This window comes from Nocardia sp. NPDC023733 (genome assembly GCF_040639775.1).
Taxonomy (GTDB): domain Bacteria; phylum Actinomycetota; class Actinomycetes; order Mycobacteriales; family Mycobacteriaceae; genus Nocardia; species Nocardia rosealba.
Genome location: NZ_JBFAAN010000001.1, coordinates 1 through 14645 on the forward strand (window position 1 = coordinate 1; position 14645 = coordinate 14645).

Annotated in this window: 13 protein-coding genes; 6 read left to right on the forward strand and 7 right to left on the reverse strand. The window is 68.1% G+C overall.

The features are described from left to right. Nucleotides 1-535 precede the first annotated feature (535 nt). From AB0F86_RS00005 to AB0F86_RS00020, 4 genes are all read left to right on the forward strand, one after another. Nucleotides 536-1342: an NUDIX hydrolase gene (locus tag AB0F86_RS00005; protein WP_356986443.1), complete on the forward strand. Its 807-nt coding sequence runs from the start codon at nt 536-538 to the stop codon at nt 1340-1342. A 10-nt stretch (nt 1343-1352) separates the two neighbouring features. Beyond that, entirely contained in the window at nt 1353-2129 is a 777-nt protein-coding gene (locus AB0F86_RS00010; protein ID WP_181698475.1) for an enoyl-CoA hydratase-related protein, read from the forward strand. An 87-nt stretch (nt 2130-2216) separates the two neighbouring features. Beyond that, nucleotides 2217-3194 (forward strand): methyltransferase domain-containing protein, encoded by a 978-nt coding sequence (locus tag AB0F86_RS00015; protein ID WP_356986441.1) that lies wholly within the window; start codon nt 2217-2219, stop codon nt 3192-3194. Next, entirely contained in the window at nt 3195-4496 is a 1302-nt protein-coding gene (locus tag AB0F86_RS00020) for a class I SAM-dependent methyltransferase (RefSeq protein ID WP_356986440.1), read from the forward strand. A gap of 9 nt (nt 4497-4505) precedes the next feature. On the opposite strand, the gene AB0F86_RS00025 is transcribed toward AB0F86_RS00020, so the two are convergent. Both AB0F86_RS00025 and AB0F86_RS00030 read right to left on the reverse strand, forming a co-directional pair. Then, complete coding sequence (locus AB0F86_RS00025) at nt 4506-5045, reverse strand: DUF1697 domain-containing protein (RefSeq protein WP_356986439.1); 540 nt, start codon at nt 5043-5045, stop codon at nt 4506-4508. 55 nt (nt 5046-5100) lie between these two features. Continuing rightward, a complete protein-coding gene (locus AB0F86_RS00030; RefSeq protein ID WP_181698536.1) occupies nt 5101-5838 on the reverse strand; it encodes an acyltransferase in 738 nt (245 codons plus the stop codon). A 153-nt stretch (nt 5839-5991) separates the two neighbouring features. Between AB0F86_RS00030 and AB0F86_RS00035 the strand changes: the two genes are divergently transcribed. Then, nucleotides 5992-7284 carry a PQQ-binding-like beta-propeller repeat protein gene (locus tag AB0F86_RS00035; protein WP_181698479.1) on the forward strand — a complete coding sequence of 431 codons (1293 nt, stop codon included), beginning with the start codon at nt 5992-5994 and terminating at the stop codon, nt 7282-7284. Nucleotide 7285: 1 nt separating this feature from the next. Here AB0F86_RS00035 and AB0F86_RS00040 read toward each other — a convergent pair whose 3' ends face one another. Beyond that, entirely contained in the window at nt 7286-8293 is a 1008-nt protein-coding gene (locus AB0F86_RS00040) for a polysaccharide deacetylase family protein (protein WP_356986437.1), read from the reverse strand. A gap of 218 nt (nt 8294-8511) precedes the next feature. Between AB0F86_RS00040 and AB0F86_RS00045 the strand changes: the two genes are divergently transcribed. Then, nucleotides 8512-9747 carry a putative glycoside hydrolase gene (locus AB0F86_RS00045; protein WP_356986435.1) on the forward strand — a complete coding sequence of 412 codons (1236 nt, stop codon included), beginning with the start codon at nt 8512-8514 and terminating at the stop codon, nt 9745-9747. A gap of 102 nt (nt 9748-9849) precedes the next feature. Here the strand turns inward: AB0F86_RS00045 and AB0F86_RS00050 are convergent, their stop codons facing one another. From AB0F86_RS00050 to AB0F86_RS00065, 4 genes are read right to left on the reverse strand one after another with little or no spacing between them, the layout of a single operon-like run. Then, nucleotides 9850-10857, reverse strand: coding sequence for an HNH endonuclease signature motif containing protein (locus AB0F86_RS00050; protein ID WP_356986434.1), 1008 nt, complete (start codon nt 10855-10857; stop codon nt 9850-9852). A 53-nt stretch (nt 10858-10910) separates the two neighbouring features. Continuing rightward, complete coding sequence (locus tag AB0F86_RS00055) at nt 10911-12164, reverse strand: glycosyltransferase family 4 protein (protein WP_181698482.1); 1254 nt, start codon at nt 12162-12164, stop codon at nt 10911-10913. Next, complete coding sequence (locus AB0F86_RS00060; RefSeq protein ID WP_356986432.1) at nt 12161-13699, reverse strand: glycoside hydrolase family 57 protein; 1539 nt, start codon at nt 13697-13699, stop codon at nt 12161-12163. Before AB0F86_RS00060 ends, AB0F86_RS00055 begins: the two co-directional genes overlap by 4 nt. Then, nucleotides 13696-14484, reverse strand: coding sequence for a class I SAM-dependent methyltransferase (locus AB0F86_RS00065; RefSeq protein ID WP_356986430.1), 789 nt, complete (start codon nt 14482-14484; stop codon nt 13696-13698). The genes AB0F86_RS00060 and AB0F86_RS00065 overlap by 4 nt, the downstream gene beginning before the upstream one ends. Nucleotides 14485-14645: the final 161 nt, after the last annotated feature.

Below are 14645 nucleotides of genomic sequence, written 5' to 3' on the forward strand. Positions count from 1 at the left end.
GGCTGGGAGTGCGGCAGGCGGCGGAGTCAGGTGGTGCCGCTCTGGCTGGGAGTGCGGCAGGCGGCGGAGTCAGGTGGTGCCGCTCTGGCTGGGAGTGCGGCAGGCGGCGGAGTCAGGTGGTGCCGCTCTGGCTGGGAGACCGGCAGGCGACGGACTCAGGTGGTGCCGCTCTGGCTGGGAGACCGGCAGGCGACGGACTCAGGTGGTGCCGCTCTGGCTGGGAGACCGGCAGGCGACGGACTCGGGTGGTGCCTTGTGGGCTGGGAGACCGGTGGGTGGCGGACTCGAGTGGTGCCGGGGGCTGAGGAGCCTGGTAGGTGGCGCACCGGGGGGTTGGGCTGTTGTTGGGGGTGGGCCCGGTGGTGAGGGTGGCTTCGTGTCGGTTGCTCGGGGTGGACCGGTGGGTGGACCGGTCGGTCGCATCACGGACCAAGCAACGGTTAGGGTGCGTAAGGATCGGGGACCGGCCGTGCGGTGTGGTCGGCGTCTGACGCGTGTCGATCGGCAATGGTGCTGGTCGTGGAGAGGAACGGCTATGAGCGAGTCCGTGGTGCGGGCGCGAGATGCGTCGACGGTGATGCTGGTGCGCGACGGCGCGAGCGGCATCGAGGTTTTCCTGCAGCAGCGAGTGAGCGGGATGGCGTTCGCGGCGGGGGTCACCGTGTTCCCGGGCGGTGGGGTGGATCCGGCCGACGGCACCGCCGACATCGCCTGGACCGGACCTGAACCCGCCTGGTGGGCGCAGCGTTTCGGCACCGACGAGCAGTCCGCGCAGGCGCTGGTCGCTGCGGCGGTACGCGAGACGTTCGAGGAGTGCGGTGTGCTGCTTGCCGGCCCGACCGCCGACACCGTGGTGTGCGATTCGACGGTCTACCGGGAGGCGCGCGGCAGGCTGGAGCACCGCGAGATCTCCCTCGCGGGATTCCTGCAAGCCGAGGGGCTGGTGCTGCGCGCCGATCTGCTGCGGCCGTGGTCGAACTGGATCACGCCCGAGGCCGAACCGCGCCGCTACGACACCCGGTTCTTCGTCGCGGTGCTGCCGGAGGGGCAGATCGCCGACGGTGCGACCTCCGAGGCGGCGCACGTGCGCTGGCAGACACCGCGTGACGCGCTCGAGAGCTGGCGTGCGGGCGAACACGTGCTGATGCCGCCCACCTGGTCGCAGCTCGACGCCCTGTGCGAATTCGCCGACACCACCGCCGTGCTGGCGGCCGACCGGGCCATCACCCCGATCATGCCCAGGTACGCCCCGGGCGCCGACGGTCGCCCGCTGTCGGACTTCCCCGACAACGAACGGTATTTCGACCAGCTCCCGGACGTGGGCGCCCTGCGCGGCCGGTAGGTTTGGCGCCATGGCCGAATTCGTCACCCTCGAGCTGCCCGCCGAGCCCTCCGCTCGCGGCGTCGCGCTACTGCGCATCGATCGTCCGCCGCTGAACCTCGTCGACGCCCAGCTGGCCCGCGAGGTCGCGGCGGCCGCGCGGACGGTCGCCGACCATCCGGGGGTGGCCGCCCTGATCGTCTACGGCGACGAGCGGGTGTTCAGCGCGGGCGACGAGATGCGTGAACTCGCCGAGCTCGACTCCGGCCAGGCCGCCGCCATGGCCGCCGACCTGCAGGCCGCCCTCGGCTGCCTCACCCGCGTGCCACAGCCGACCGTGGCCGCCATCGCCGGTTACTGCCTCGGTGCGGGCCTCGAGCTGGCGCTCGGCGCCGACCACCGCATCGTCGGCGACAACGTGAAGCTGGGTTTCCCTCAGATCAAGGCGGGCCTGATCCCGCTGTCCGGCATCCGCAGGCTCTCGCTGCTGATCGGCCAGAGCCGCGCCAAGGACCTCGTCTACACCGGCCGTTTCGTCGACGCCGAGGAAGCCGCGACTCTGGGCCTGGTCGACGAAGTGGTCCCCCCGGACGACGTCCTCACCGCCGCCCGCCGCTGGGCCGACCAGTTCGTCACCGCCGCCCCCCGCGCCCTCGCCGCCGCCAAAGCCGTCTTCGAAGCGGGCCCGCACGCCCACTCCACGGCCGTCACCGAGTGGTCGGCCCTCTTCGACACCGACGACACCCGAACCGGCACCCGATCCTTCGCCGCCGACGGCCCGAACAGCGCCGTTTTCACCGGACGCTGACTCTGGACCGGTCAGTCGACCAGCAGGAATGGCGCGAAACAAGACCGGCGATTGCGTGCTGAGGGTCTCCTATTACTCTTGCGTGTTATGACGGTTCACCCCGATGATCCGGCGCCGAACCCGCACGCCACCGAGGCCGAGGTCGAAGCAGCGCTGAAGGACACCAAGCTCGCCCAGGTTCTGTACCACGACTGGGAAGCCGAGACCTACGACGACAAGTGGTCGATCTCCTACGACGAGCGCTGTATCGAATATGCCCGCGGCCGGTTCGACCTGGCGGTCGGCCCCGCCCCGCTGCCGTACGAGCGGGCGCTCGAACTCGGCTGCGGCACGGGGTTCTTCCTGCTCAACCTGATGCAGGGTGGGGTGGCCAAGACCGGTTCGGTCACCGACCTCTCGCCGGGCATGGTGAAGGTGGCGCTGCGCAACGCCGAGCACCTCGGCCTGGACGTGGACGGCCGCGTCGCCGACGCCGAGACCATCCCCTACGAGGACGACACCTTCGACCTGGTGTGCGGGCACGCGGTGCTGCACCACATCCCGGATGTGGAGCTGGCGCTGAAGGAATGCCTGCGCGTGCTCAAGCCGGGCGGGCGTTTCGTGTTCGCCGGTGAACCGACCACCGTCGGCAACTTCTACGCCCGCAAGCTCGGCCAGGTGACCTGGAAGGTGACCACCGAGATCACCAAGCTGCCGTTCCTGTCCGGGTGGCGTCGCCCGCAGACCGAGCTGGACGAGTCGTCGCGCGCCGCCGCGCTCGAGGCCGTCGTCGACCTGCACACCTTCGACCCCAGCGACCTGGAGAAGATGGCGAAGTCGGCCGGTGCCGTCGACGTGAAGGCCACCACCGAGGAATTCGCCGCCGCCCTGTGGGGCTGGCCAGTGCGTACCTTCGAGGCGGCCGTCCCCGACGAGAAGCTGACCGTCGGGTACCGCATGGCCCAGTACCGTGCCTGGCTCGGCCTGAGCTGGCTCGACGAGAACGTGCTGCGCAAGGTGGTTCCGCGCGAGTTCTTCTACAACGCGATGATCACCGGCGTGAAGCCGGGCGCGGCGCAGAAGTAGGTGGGATACCGCTTCGGCCGCGACGATGTCGCCTTCCTCGGCAGCGCGGCGGGACGTGCCGCGCTCGCCGAGGTCGACCGGCTGGAGCTGACGGCGGCGACGCACCTGCGCGATATCGAGCAGGTGCGTCGCTCGTTTCCCGAGCACGGTGCCGCCTTGATCGAGACCGTGCGATTGCGGCGCAAGGCTCTCACGAAGCTGCCCGCGGCGGGGGAGTGGCTGTTCACCGACGACGCGCTGCAACAAGCCACCCCCGCACTCGTCGCCCGGCATCGGGCCGCGCGGTTGGCCGGTCGTGCCGTGCACGACGTGACGTGCTCGATCGGTGCCGAGCTGGCCGAACTCGCGGCGGTGTGCCCGGCGGTTGTCGGGAGCGATCTCGATGACGTGCGACTGGCGATGGCCGCCCACAATCTCGGTGTCGCGCCGCTGTCGGCCGGGTTCTCCGGCGCGATCACGCCGTCGTGTTCGGGAGCTGCGGCCGGAACGGGTTCCGGTGTGGGAGACGGGCGACAGGCTGTCGGCGGCACTGCGGCGGCCTCTGCGACCCGAAACATCTTGCTGGCCAAGGCCGATGCGCTGACCCCCACCACCCGCGACTCCGTGATCATCGCCGACCCGGCCCGCCGCGCCGACGGCCGCCGAACCTACGATCCGGCCAAACTCCAGCCCCCGCTGCCCGATCTGCTCGCCGCCTACGCGGGTCGTGACATCGCCGTGAAGTCCGCGCCGGGCCTGGATTTCGACCGCCTCGGGTGGGACGGGGAGATCGAGATCGTCTCCCTCGACGGTGCCGTCCGCGAAGCGTGCCTCTGGTCGCCCGGCCTCACCGAACCCGGCATCACCCGGCGCGCCACTGTCCTCGATTCCCGTGGTGGCGCAACAACTCTCACCGATGCCGACCCAGATGACATCCCCGAACGCGCGCCCGGCGAGTGGATCATCGACCCCGACGGAGCCGTCGTCCGCGCGGGCCTGGTTCGTCACTACGCCGCGAAACACGCTCTGTGGCAACTCGACCCACACATCGCCTACCTCACGGGTGACACCGTGCCTCCCCGCATGCGCGGCTTCCGCATCGAAGACCGCTTCGATCTGCGTGAGAAGACCCTCCGTCAGGAACTGGCCCGCCGCGACTGCGGTGCCCTCGAGATCCTGGTCCGAGGCGTCGACATCGACCCGGATGCCTTGCGTAAGAAGCTCAAACTGCGCGGCCATCAGCCCTTCACCTTGGTCGTCACGCGAATAGGCCGCAACGCAACAGTTTTCCTCTGCACCGCACAGGCCGCTCAGGTTTCCTGACGCCCGAGTTCAAGCTTCCATCTTCTTCACCACGCGCTGCACAGTGAGCCAGGTGCGGGTGGTGATGTCCTTGCCGTAGGTCTTCTCCAGCCGGGCCATGAAATCTGGTGTCTTGCCGGTGCTGTTGTCGATCACGGTGAGGAACGCGCGTGCGGCGGGGTCGTAGCCGATGACGCGGGTGAGCGGGTCGTCGGCGAAGGCTGACGTATCGGCTTCGCGCATGGTGTGTTTGAAGAAGGTGACGGTGAGATAGGAACCGCGTTCGTGAATGAGACCCTCGAACGGGTCGCGATCGAGCAGCGCACGCAGTTCGGGGTGGCTGCGCACGATGGTGCCGCCGGGGATACCGAGTTCGGTCGCGAGCGCCTGCTGGATGCGGTCCTCGAGATCGTCGCGGGCGTCGTCGGTGCGGAACACCACGTTGCCGCTGCTCAGCACCGTCGCGACGCCCTCGAAGCCGAGCCCTTCGAACACCCCGCGCAGCTTGTCGTTGCGCATGTTCGGATTGGTCGGCATGATCCCGCGCAGCAGCGCCGCATAACTGTCCACGTCGCGACCGTACCGACCGCCACCGACAGGAACGGGCCTGTCGGCGGAGTGTCGTTCAGGCTTGTGCGCCCGCGTTCTTCTTCCGTTCGATATCGGCCAGCGCCGCCAGGTAGGCCTCTCGTTCGGCGGCGCCGGCGTCCCAGGCCACCTTGCGGTTCTTCACAACCTTGGCGGGCGCCCCGACGGCGATGCTGTAGTCGGGAACGTCGCCGCGCACCACCGCGTGCGCGCCGAGTACACAGCCGCGGCCCACCCGGGTGTCGCGCAGCACGGTCACCTTCGCGGCGATCCAGGTGTCGGGGCCGATCCGCACGGGGCTCTTCACGATGCCCTGGTCCTTGATGGGCAGGGTGATGTCGTCCATCTTGTGGTCGAAGTCGCAGATGTAGCACCAGTCGGCGACCAGCGTCGACTCACCGATCTCGATGTCGAGGTAGGTGTTGACCACGTTGTCCTTGCCGAACACGACCTTGTCGCCGATCCGCAGCGAACCCTCGTGGCAGCGGATGGCGTTGCCGTCGCCGATATGCACCCAGCGCCCGATTTCCATGCGCGCCAATTCAGGGGTGGCGTGGATTTCCACATTCCGCCCGAGAAATACCATTCCGCGCAGCACGATGTGCGGATTGGTGAGCCGGAATTTGAGCAGGCGGTAATAACGCACCAGGTACCAGGGGGTGTAGGCGCGATTGGCGAGCACCCAGCGCAACGAATCCCTGGTCAGAAAACGCGCCTGCTGCGGATCGCGGCGGCGTGATCCACGCCAGCGCGCGCTCAGCGGTGCGCCCCACATGCTCGTCACGAACTACTCTCCCTCTTCCGACCTCGACGGCGTCCACCGGGTGAGCCCCGGGGATTCGGTCATCGGGTACACAGAGTACTTTCGCAGGGCACACTTACCGTGCCATACCCCGATCCTCGGCCCGATTACCCAGGAGATCAGCAGGTGCGAACTCGGACTCGCGTCGCCGCCTCGCTCGCTGCCGCCGGTGTGGTGGCGCTGGCCGGTTGCGGCACCGATGTGGACGACATCACCGTCGGCTCCGGAAAGGGTTGGCCCGCAGCCCATCACGACGGCCGCAACAGCGCCGCGAGCCCGGTGAGCGGTGCGTCGGCGATGACGTTGAGCTGGTCGCGGCCGGTGGGTGGGCCGATCGCCCAGCCCGTGACGATCGGCGGCGAGGGTCAGTTGTTCGTCACCACCAGCACCGGCAACTGCGCGGTGTTCTCCTATCAGATGCAGACAGGGCGCAAACGCTTCTGCAACCCACTCGGCCCGTCGACGATCGAGGCGCCCACCGTGGTCGACGGCATCAACAACGTCTACGTCGGCGACGACGGCGCGGTGAATTCGTTCAACTACCTCGGTCAGCCGCGCTGGCGCACCCCCGTGGCCGGGGTGCCGGTGGCGATCCAGTTCACCGGTGACGGCCGCGTGCTCACGGTGACCCAGTCCGGCCAGGTCGACGTGCTCAGCCGCCAGACCGGCGAACGCGAGGTGCCCACCCTGCAGCTGCTCGGCGAACCCGACTTCCTGAAGTACCCCGGCCTGACCCGTCCAGCCTCCGGCGACGGCCTCGACGACTGCCAGATCGGCGGCCCGCGCTGCGCGGTCGCCAACACCACCGCCGTCGACCCCGAGACCGGCCGGTTCTTCGTCACCGTCTGGGAACCGGGCAAGCCGATGGCCTCGCTGCGGGCGATGTCCTACGCCGACGGCACCGTGACGCAGCTGTGGAGCGCCGACATGCTCACCGAGGGCAGCGCGACCAGCCCGGCCCTGTCGGCCGACGGCGCCACCGTGTACGTCGGTGACAACAGTGGCCGCTTGATCGCGGTGAACACCGAGGACGGCAGCACCCGCTGGACCCACGCGCTCGGCTGGACCCCGCGCGGCCGCATCGCCCTGGTCGACGACCTGATCCTCCCGTCCGGCGACGACGGCTACCTGGCCGCCATTCGCGATCACGGCGACCGCGCCGACCGCGCCTGGGAACGCAAGGACCTGGCCCAGCGCGGCACCCCGGCCCTGACCTCGGGCGAGATCGGCTACACGGTCGCCGCCATCGGCGCGGGCCTGAACCTCATCACCTTCGACACCGCCACCGGCACCACGATCGACTCCGATCCGCTGCCGAACGCCACCGGGACCACCACCGGCACGTCGATCGGGCCCGAGGGTCAGGTCGTCGTCGCCACCCGTCTCGGCGAGATCTTCACCTTCACCCCGGACGCGTAGCTCAGTACGGGTTCGCCTGCGCGGTGAAGCGGGGGTTCAGCTCGCCCGCGAGAGCGCGGGGGAACGAGACGCGCGTGGGGTCGCCGTCGGCGGTGTAGCGCTGGCCGGGGTTGGCGGCGAGGTGATCGAGCCAATGGGCCGAGTCGAAGGGCACTGCACCGCGGCCGGAACGGATGCGTGGTACACCGGCCGGATCGAGCCCGGCGTAGGGCGCCGGGGCCGGATTCGAGCCGACGAGCATCACGGCGTCGAAGGTGTAGGTGGTGCCGTCCCAGCTGCCCGCTGTGGTCAGGGATCGGTTGTCGGGGTGGATGCCGAGGGGTAGCGCCATCGTCCGCACGGTGGTGCCCGGCGCGGCGGCCGTCACCGCGCGCACGTTCTCGGCGAACTCGCGTTGCACGCTGTTGTCATCCAGCGTCGACAGATTGGGGTGCGTGGCCGTGTGGGCGCCGATCTCGTGGCCGTTGGCCGCCAGCCAGGGCAAGGCACGCGGATCGCCCTGGAACGGTTCGTTGTTCACGTAGAAGGTGGCGACCGGCCGGAAATCCGGGTAGCGGGCGCCGAATTCGGCGAGGATGCCCGCCGCGCTGTCGGGAGCCACGGCGCCGGAGTCGGTGAAGGCGAGCTGACTGGTGGTCGAATCGTCGAAGGTGAGGATCACCGGGTGGGTGCCCGCGGGGAGGTCGAGGCGGCCGGACACGTAGTCGGCGGCGGTCACCGGGCGGTAGCCCTCGCGGTAGAGGCGTTCGAGTTCGTCGCGGAATTCGGCTGGGGTCTGGTCGTATTCGCCCGCCGGGTTCGCCGAAATCTGGTGATACATCAACACCGGCACGAGACCGAGCTCGTTGGCGCCGACTTTGGCCGGGTCAGGCGGTGCCGCCGTGGTGCTGTGGGCGGCGGGTGGATCGACCGAGGCCGCCTCGGTGCTCGTGTCCGTACACGCCGCGAGTGCGGTGGTCAGCGCGAGGATCGGCAGAAGTCGCGAAAGAGCAGGAGAACCACCTGTCATCAATGCGATATTACGCGGCGGCCTCGGTTTACAGTTGATCTACCGATACCCGCCACATCCGTGTCGGAACCGCGAAATAGTTGGCGTGTCAACAGTATTGGAAGGCGGTGTTGGCGTTGGGGTTCTCATTCCGTTCGGCCGTCCGGTGGCGGTGGACGAGCACCGTGGTCGGAGTCGGTCTCGCGATTGTCGTCGTCGCTCTCGTGGCCGGATTCGCCTTGAGTAGATCGGCCGTGGTGCCGCTCGCCGACACCACACCACCGACCCTGACCGTGAACCCCGCCGAACCGGTGAAGTCCTACCGGTCACCGGTGGTGGTGCGCGGCACCGCCGTCGACGCCGTGCGGGTATCCATCGGCGCGGAATCGGTGACACCCGCCGAAGACGGTTCCTTCGAGTTCGCGGTGCCGTGGGCGCCCGCCTTCGAAGTGGTCGCGGCCGACGACGAGGGCAACGCGGCCAGCAGCACCGTCGTCACCGCGCGGACCCTGCCGAGGATGCGGGCGGTGCACGTCACCGCGCACGCCTGGTCGCACGACGGGCTGCGTGAATCGGTCCTCGACCTGGCACGCCAGGGACGCATCGATACCGTGCAGCTCGACATCAAGGACGAGGACGGAGTCGTGGGCTACGACTCGCAGGTGCCGCTCGCCCGTGAGTCCGGCGCCGCCACGACGATCTACGACGCGCCCGCCGCGCTTCGGCAGTTGCACGACATGGGTGTGCAGGTGGTCGGGCGCATCGTCGCGTTCCGTGACCCGACTCTCGCGTCGTGGGCGTGGCACAGCGGACGCCACGACTGGGTGGTCCAGAACCCCTCCGGCCAGCCGTATTCCAGCCATTACGGGCCGATCGCCTTCACCAATTTCGCCCATCCCGACGTGCGCCGCTACAACATCGACCTGGCCGTGGAAGGCGCGCGGCTCGGGTTCGACGGCATCATGTACGACTACGTGCGCCGCCCCGACGGCAGCCTCACGAGCATGACCTTCACCGGCCTCACCGACACGCCGTCGGTGGCGATCGCGGCCTTCCTCGCCGAGAGCAGGCACCCGGTGAACAGCGCGGGTGCCCACCAGAGCGCCGCCGTCTACGGCATCGCCTCCACCCGCCCCGACCAGATCGCCCAGGACATCCCCCTCATCGCCCGCCACGTCGACTTCGTCGCCCCGATGATCTACCCCTCCCACTGGAACCCCGGCGAATACGGCGTCGCCAACCCCAACGCCCAGCCCTACGACATCGTCTACCGCTCCCTCCAGGACTTCATCACCCAGACCAAGGGCACCAACGCAGGCGTCATCCCGTGGCTCCAGGACTTCTCCCTCGGCGTGAGCTATGGCGACGCCGAAGTCAAAGCCCAGATCGACGCCACCCGCGCCGCCGGCATCGACGGCTTCTTTTTCTGGAACGCGGCCACCCGATACCACGGGGGTGGGATCCACCCGGCGTAGCGCGGAGCACTAGCAGCAATTCTGGCCCGTTTCATGGTTATTGTTGCGACCGCTCGGCACGGAGTCGAATGCTATGTGCAGTTCGCCCGGCGTTGCTGTCTCTCAGCAGTGATCCAGCCCGCTCCATGGGTGATCGGGGTCATGGCGGCCACGTGACTTCAAGCGCAATTTCGCAATATGGTAAGCCCATGCGTGTGTCGAAGGTTTCTTCTTCACGCCGAAATGAACGCCGGTGGCTACTTCCAGTACTCGATGATACTCGAGCTGTAGGTCCCAGGAGAATTCTGAAAAATCTTGAGGCGCCCAGCGATAGAGGTGCTCAAGCTCGAATCGGACTGCGGCTAGGAATTCCAGTTCTTGACGTTCGCGGGGTGAGTCTCTTCCACCGACGGACCGCACCCATTCCCTGACATCGTCGGGTGCGGTCCTCCACTTACTACCCGAATCGCGCATCTCCGCATAATCAACCCAGGCCCAAAACGCCTCGGCATCAGCGATATCTGGTGCTTGGGAATGATGGTCGGGGCAGAGCAGGGCGAAATTCCGGACATCCGTTGACCCGCCCAACGAAGCGGGTACAACATGCGCACGCTCAGCTGGAATGCCCCAGCAGATCAGGCAGGAAATATCGGTTCCCAGATATTCGGCGATTCTCTGGGCAGATGGTGGACTTTTGCGTTCGGGCGGAATGTATTCGCGAGGGCGCAGGGGGAGTTGCTCAATATCGTACCAAAATCCGTTGTCAGGGTAAGTTATTTCGTATAGCTCCGGCACATCATTGCATTGACGGCCAGAGTTGCTTGCTTGTATCAACGGGGTGCTTACCTTGGAGAGATACGGAAGCATTAGCTCAAGCGCAAAATTGCGAATCACCTCGTGTGCATCGTGGTCAAATCCACCAGCATCGTTGCGGTGGCCCTGTACTGAGATCCAAAGATGGCGTGGCTTGCCGGGGAACAGCAGTTGCGTCCTCTGGAGCATCTGGAAGATGCGGCGTGTGCACCGTTCATAGTTCTCGTACACCGCCATGTCATGGCGAAGCAACACTTGCCGGGCGGTGACTGCAGTTGGTGGTTGCTTCGATTTTCGTCTGTCGCGCTTCTTTGGCACATACCCTATTTTTGTTGGACACCGCGCGTCACGTGGCTAGTTCACTGAGATGCCTACTTCGGATCCCGTTCCGGAAGAGGGCGTTCGGGAATGGTGGGCCGGCCGAGAGGTGTGCGGACCCGGCGCTTGGCCGTGGTGTAGACCTGGGTGGTTTCGGCGGCAACCACGTCCCAGGCGAAGTCGGCGGTGAGGCGTTCGCGGGCGGTGTAGGCGCGGTCCTGGGCGGTGAGCGGGTCGTCGAGGACGGCGCGGGTGGCGTCGACCAGGCCGTCGATGTCGGCGGGGGCGAAGGAGGCGCCGGTGACGCCGTCGATCACCGCTTCGCCGAGTCCGCCTGCGGTGGAGGCGATCAGGGGCACGCCCGCGGCGGCCGCTTCCAGGGCGACGATGCCGAACGGTTCGTAGCGGCTGGGCAGGACGATCGCGTCGGCGCCGTGCAACCAGCCGAGCAGCTCGGTGTGGCCGAGATTGCCGACGAAGTTCACCGCGCGTGCCACCCGGTGCACCCTCGCACGTTCCCGCAGCCAGTCGAACTGGGTGCCGACACCGGCGACGGTGAGCGTGGTGCCCGGGTGCGCGCGGCGGATGCGCGGCAGCGCGGCGATCGCGTCCTGCACACCCTTCTCGTACTCGAGCCTGCCCACATACAGCAGCCGGGGCGGCCCGGAGCGGGGTGCGCGCGGCCGGAACGTCCACGACGTGACGTCGATGCCGTTGCGGATCACCGTGATCGGGGGAAGTTCGGGTCCGTAGAGCCGCTCCACTTCGTCCTGCATGGATGTCGAACAGGTGATGAGCTGATCGGATTCGTTGGCGAGCCACCACTCCACGGAGTGCACCTGCCGGTTCACCCGCCCCGACACCCAGCCGCTGTGGCGCCCGGCCTCGGTGGCGTGAATGGTCGACACCAGCGGCACGTCGTAGAACTCGGCCAGCGCGATCGCCGGGTGGGCGACGAGCCAGTCGTGGGCGTGCACCACATCGGGTGTCCAGCCGTCACCGACGCCGGGTTTGCCGAGGGCGACGCCGGCGCGCACCATCGCGTGTCCCATGGCCAGCGTCCAGGCGAGCATGTCCTCGCCGAAGTCGAAGCACGGCGGGTCCTCGGCGACCGCGACGACGAGCACACCGTCGGCGATATAGGAGTGGGTCGGGTGCGTGAGTGAATCGGTGCCGGTGGGGCGGCGGGCGAGCACGACCACTTCGTGCCCGGCCGCGGCCAGTTCGACGGCAAGGTGATGCACATGCCGACCGAGCCCACCGACCACGACCGGCGGGTACTCCCACGACACCATCAAAATCTTCATGACGATCCTTCGGCGACCGACGGGACGGCGGTCGGCAACCGCCGTGCGTCCAGACCTGGGAAGAGTCCGTCGGCCGCGCTCCATCCTGCCGCGAGACGGGTCGCTTTGGCGAACTGACCGGCACCGATCGCCTCGGCCAGTTCCCGCACTGCGTGTGCGTGTTCGTGGGCGCGGTCGCGCGCGTAGCCCGCGGCGGAGTCCTTGCTGACCATGAACGCCCAGTCGCTGGACACCGTGAGGATGGCTTCGCGCAGCAATTGATCGGCCACCGGATCGCGCAGCGCACCGTCGCGGCGCACCTTGTCGAGGGTGTCCAGGGCCAGCCGAACCACGTCGGTATTGAGCTCGACGAGGTCGGCCACCTGATCGCCCGCCCACACCCGCCAGTCCTTGCCGGAACCCCATGACGAGTCGTTGAGCTGCACGGGTTCACCGACGAACCCGTTCGCCCGGGCATCGGCGAGCGTGCCGACGGTGACCCCGGCTTCGGGCAGCGCGCGCAGCACCTGCTCTAGCCACTGCGGTCCCTCGTGCCACCAGTGGCCGAACAGTTCGGTGTCGAACGCGGCGACCACGAGCGCGGGCCTGCCGATCCGATCGGACTCCTCGATCAGTCGCGCGCGCACGGTCTCGACGAAGTCGGCGACATCGCGGGTGACGGCTTCGGCGGCGAGTTCGGGATCGTAAGGGGCCTTGTCAGGACCGGCCACCGTTTTGCCGGTGACCCGCGACGGCTTGAGTCCCGTCGCGTGGTCGTAGTGGTGGAAATCGCGATACGCGCTCTGCCCCGGATAACCCTGTTTGGGCGACCACACGCGGTAACTCACCTGCAGATCACGACCGAAGGCGACCACGTCGGCGTCGCGCACCGGCCTGCCGAGGCTGGTGTCGCCGCGCAGCGACGGGCCGTCGACCATGAAATGCGTCACACCGGCGGCGTCGTAACCGAGTTCCATGCCCGGCGTGTAACCGCACTCCGGCGCCCAGATCCCGGTGGGGGTGGTGCCCCAGCGCAACCGCGCGTCGGCCAGTCCCTCGGTGAGCTGGTACTGACGCAGGCGCGGGTCGAGCAGCGGCTGGAAGGGGTGCGCGAGCGGACCGCCGAGCAGTTCGATGGCGTCGGCGTCGATCAGCGAACGCCAGACCGGCGCGCTGCCGTGGCGCCAGTCCTGCTCGAAATCGGCGAGAGCGGTTGCGGCGAGCCGATGTTCGTGCCTGCCGAGCGCCACATTGCCCGCCATGGATGCTTCGTCGGCACGCAACTGCCAGTTGCCGAGCCAGTGATGCATGCCCGCCAGGCAGTGCGGGTCGTCGAGCTGGGCGGCGAGCACCGGGGTGATCCCCAGGCTCAGCAGGTGTGAACGTCCTTCGGCGGCAAGGTTCTTCAGCACCCGGACCAAGGGAAGGTAGGACGCGGCCCAGGACTGGTACAGCCATTCCTCACCCACCGGCCAGCGCCCGTGATGGGCGAGCCAGGGTAGGTGTGAGTGCAGGACGAGCGTGAACTGGCCCGGCACGGTGCGAGAGTCGGTCAACGCCTTGCCTTCTCGGCGATCGCGACCAGGTCGAGGCTGGCATCGATATCGCCTTCACGCAGGTCGAAATCGTCGATGGTGACGGCCGCGACGTCGGCGGTGAGGTCGGCGGGCCACGGCTCACCGGCGAGGGCGCGCTCGATCTGGGCGTCGATGAACGACCCACCGTGCTTGGCGTCCAACGCCTTCAGGGTGTCGCCGTGGTGCACGCCGAGCATCGCCGACACCGTGAAACCGGCCTCGACCAGCAGTTCGGTGAGCTCGGCCGCGTTGAGTTCGCGCGTGTGGAACGGGTTGAGCGGGGTGTCGCGACCGGGGGAGAAGGTGATGCGATTCGGGGTGCTGATCAGCAGCCGACCGCCCGGGCGCAGCACGCGCAGGCATTCGCGCAGGAACTGCGCCTGGTCCCACAGATGCTCGATGACCTGGAAGTTCACCACCACATCGACCGATTCGTCGTCGAGCGGGAGGTCGGCGAGGTTGCCCTGGATCATCTCCACGCGCGGGTAGCGCGCGCGTACGTGCGCGACGGCGCCCTCGTCGTAGTCCACGCCGATCACCCGCTGGGCGACCCCGGCGATCATGTCCGCGCCGTAGCCCTCGCCCGAGCCCGCCTCGAGCACGGTCTTGCCGGTGCAGTGCGCCAGCAGCCGGGCGTAGGCGATCTCGTGCCGACGGAACCAGTAGTTCTCCTCGGCGATACCCGGCACCGTCCGCTCACCGGTCAGCGGCAGTGGGTCATGTGTTGCGTCCACCGGTGCGGCAGGGATCACAGCCTCGCTCATGGCCTCGACGTTACTGGTACCGATGGTCCGCTCCGGAGCCAGGGACCTGTTGCGCAAGTAGGTTACCCACCGGTAACTTAGCGTAGGGTACTGTTCCCCTCTGAGCACCCACACGGACGTACGGCCCAGCTCGTGCGGCCCACCACTCACGTGTAACCCAG

Excerpts from the sequence above, each read along its gene's own strand:
- AB0F86_RS00005 (WP_356986443.1), top strand. The coding sequence starts at position 536 with ATGAGCGAGTCCGTGGTGCGGGCGCGAGATGCGTCGACGGTGATGCTG.
- AB0F86_RS00010 (WP_181698475.1), top strand. The coding sequence starts at position 1,353 with ATGGCCGAATTCGTCACCCTCGAGCTGCCCGCCGAGCCCTCCGCTCGC.
- AB0F86_RS00015 (WP_356986441.1), top strand. The coding sequence starts at position 2,217 with ATGACGGTTCACCCCGATGATCCGGCGCCGAACCCGCACGCCACCGAG.
- AB0F86_RS00030 (WP_181698536.1), bottom strand. The coding sequence starts at position 5,838 with ATGTGGGGCGCACCGCTGAGCGCGCGCTGGCGTGGATCACGCCGCCGC.
- AB0F86_RS00040 (WP_356986437.1), bottom strand. The coding sequence starts at position 8,293 with ATGACAGGTGGTTCTCCTGCTCTTTCGCGACTTCTGCCGATCCTCGCG.
- AB0F86_RS00055 (WP_181698482.1), bottom strand. The coding sequence starts at position 12,164 with ATGAAGATTTTGATGGTGTCGTGGGAGTACCCGCCGGTCGTGGTCGGT.
- AB0F86_RS00065 (WP_356986430.1), bottom strand. The coding sequence starts at position 14,484 with ATGAGCGAGGCTGTGATCCCTGCCGCACCGGTGGACGCAACACATGAC.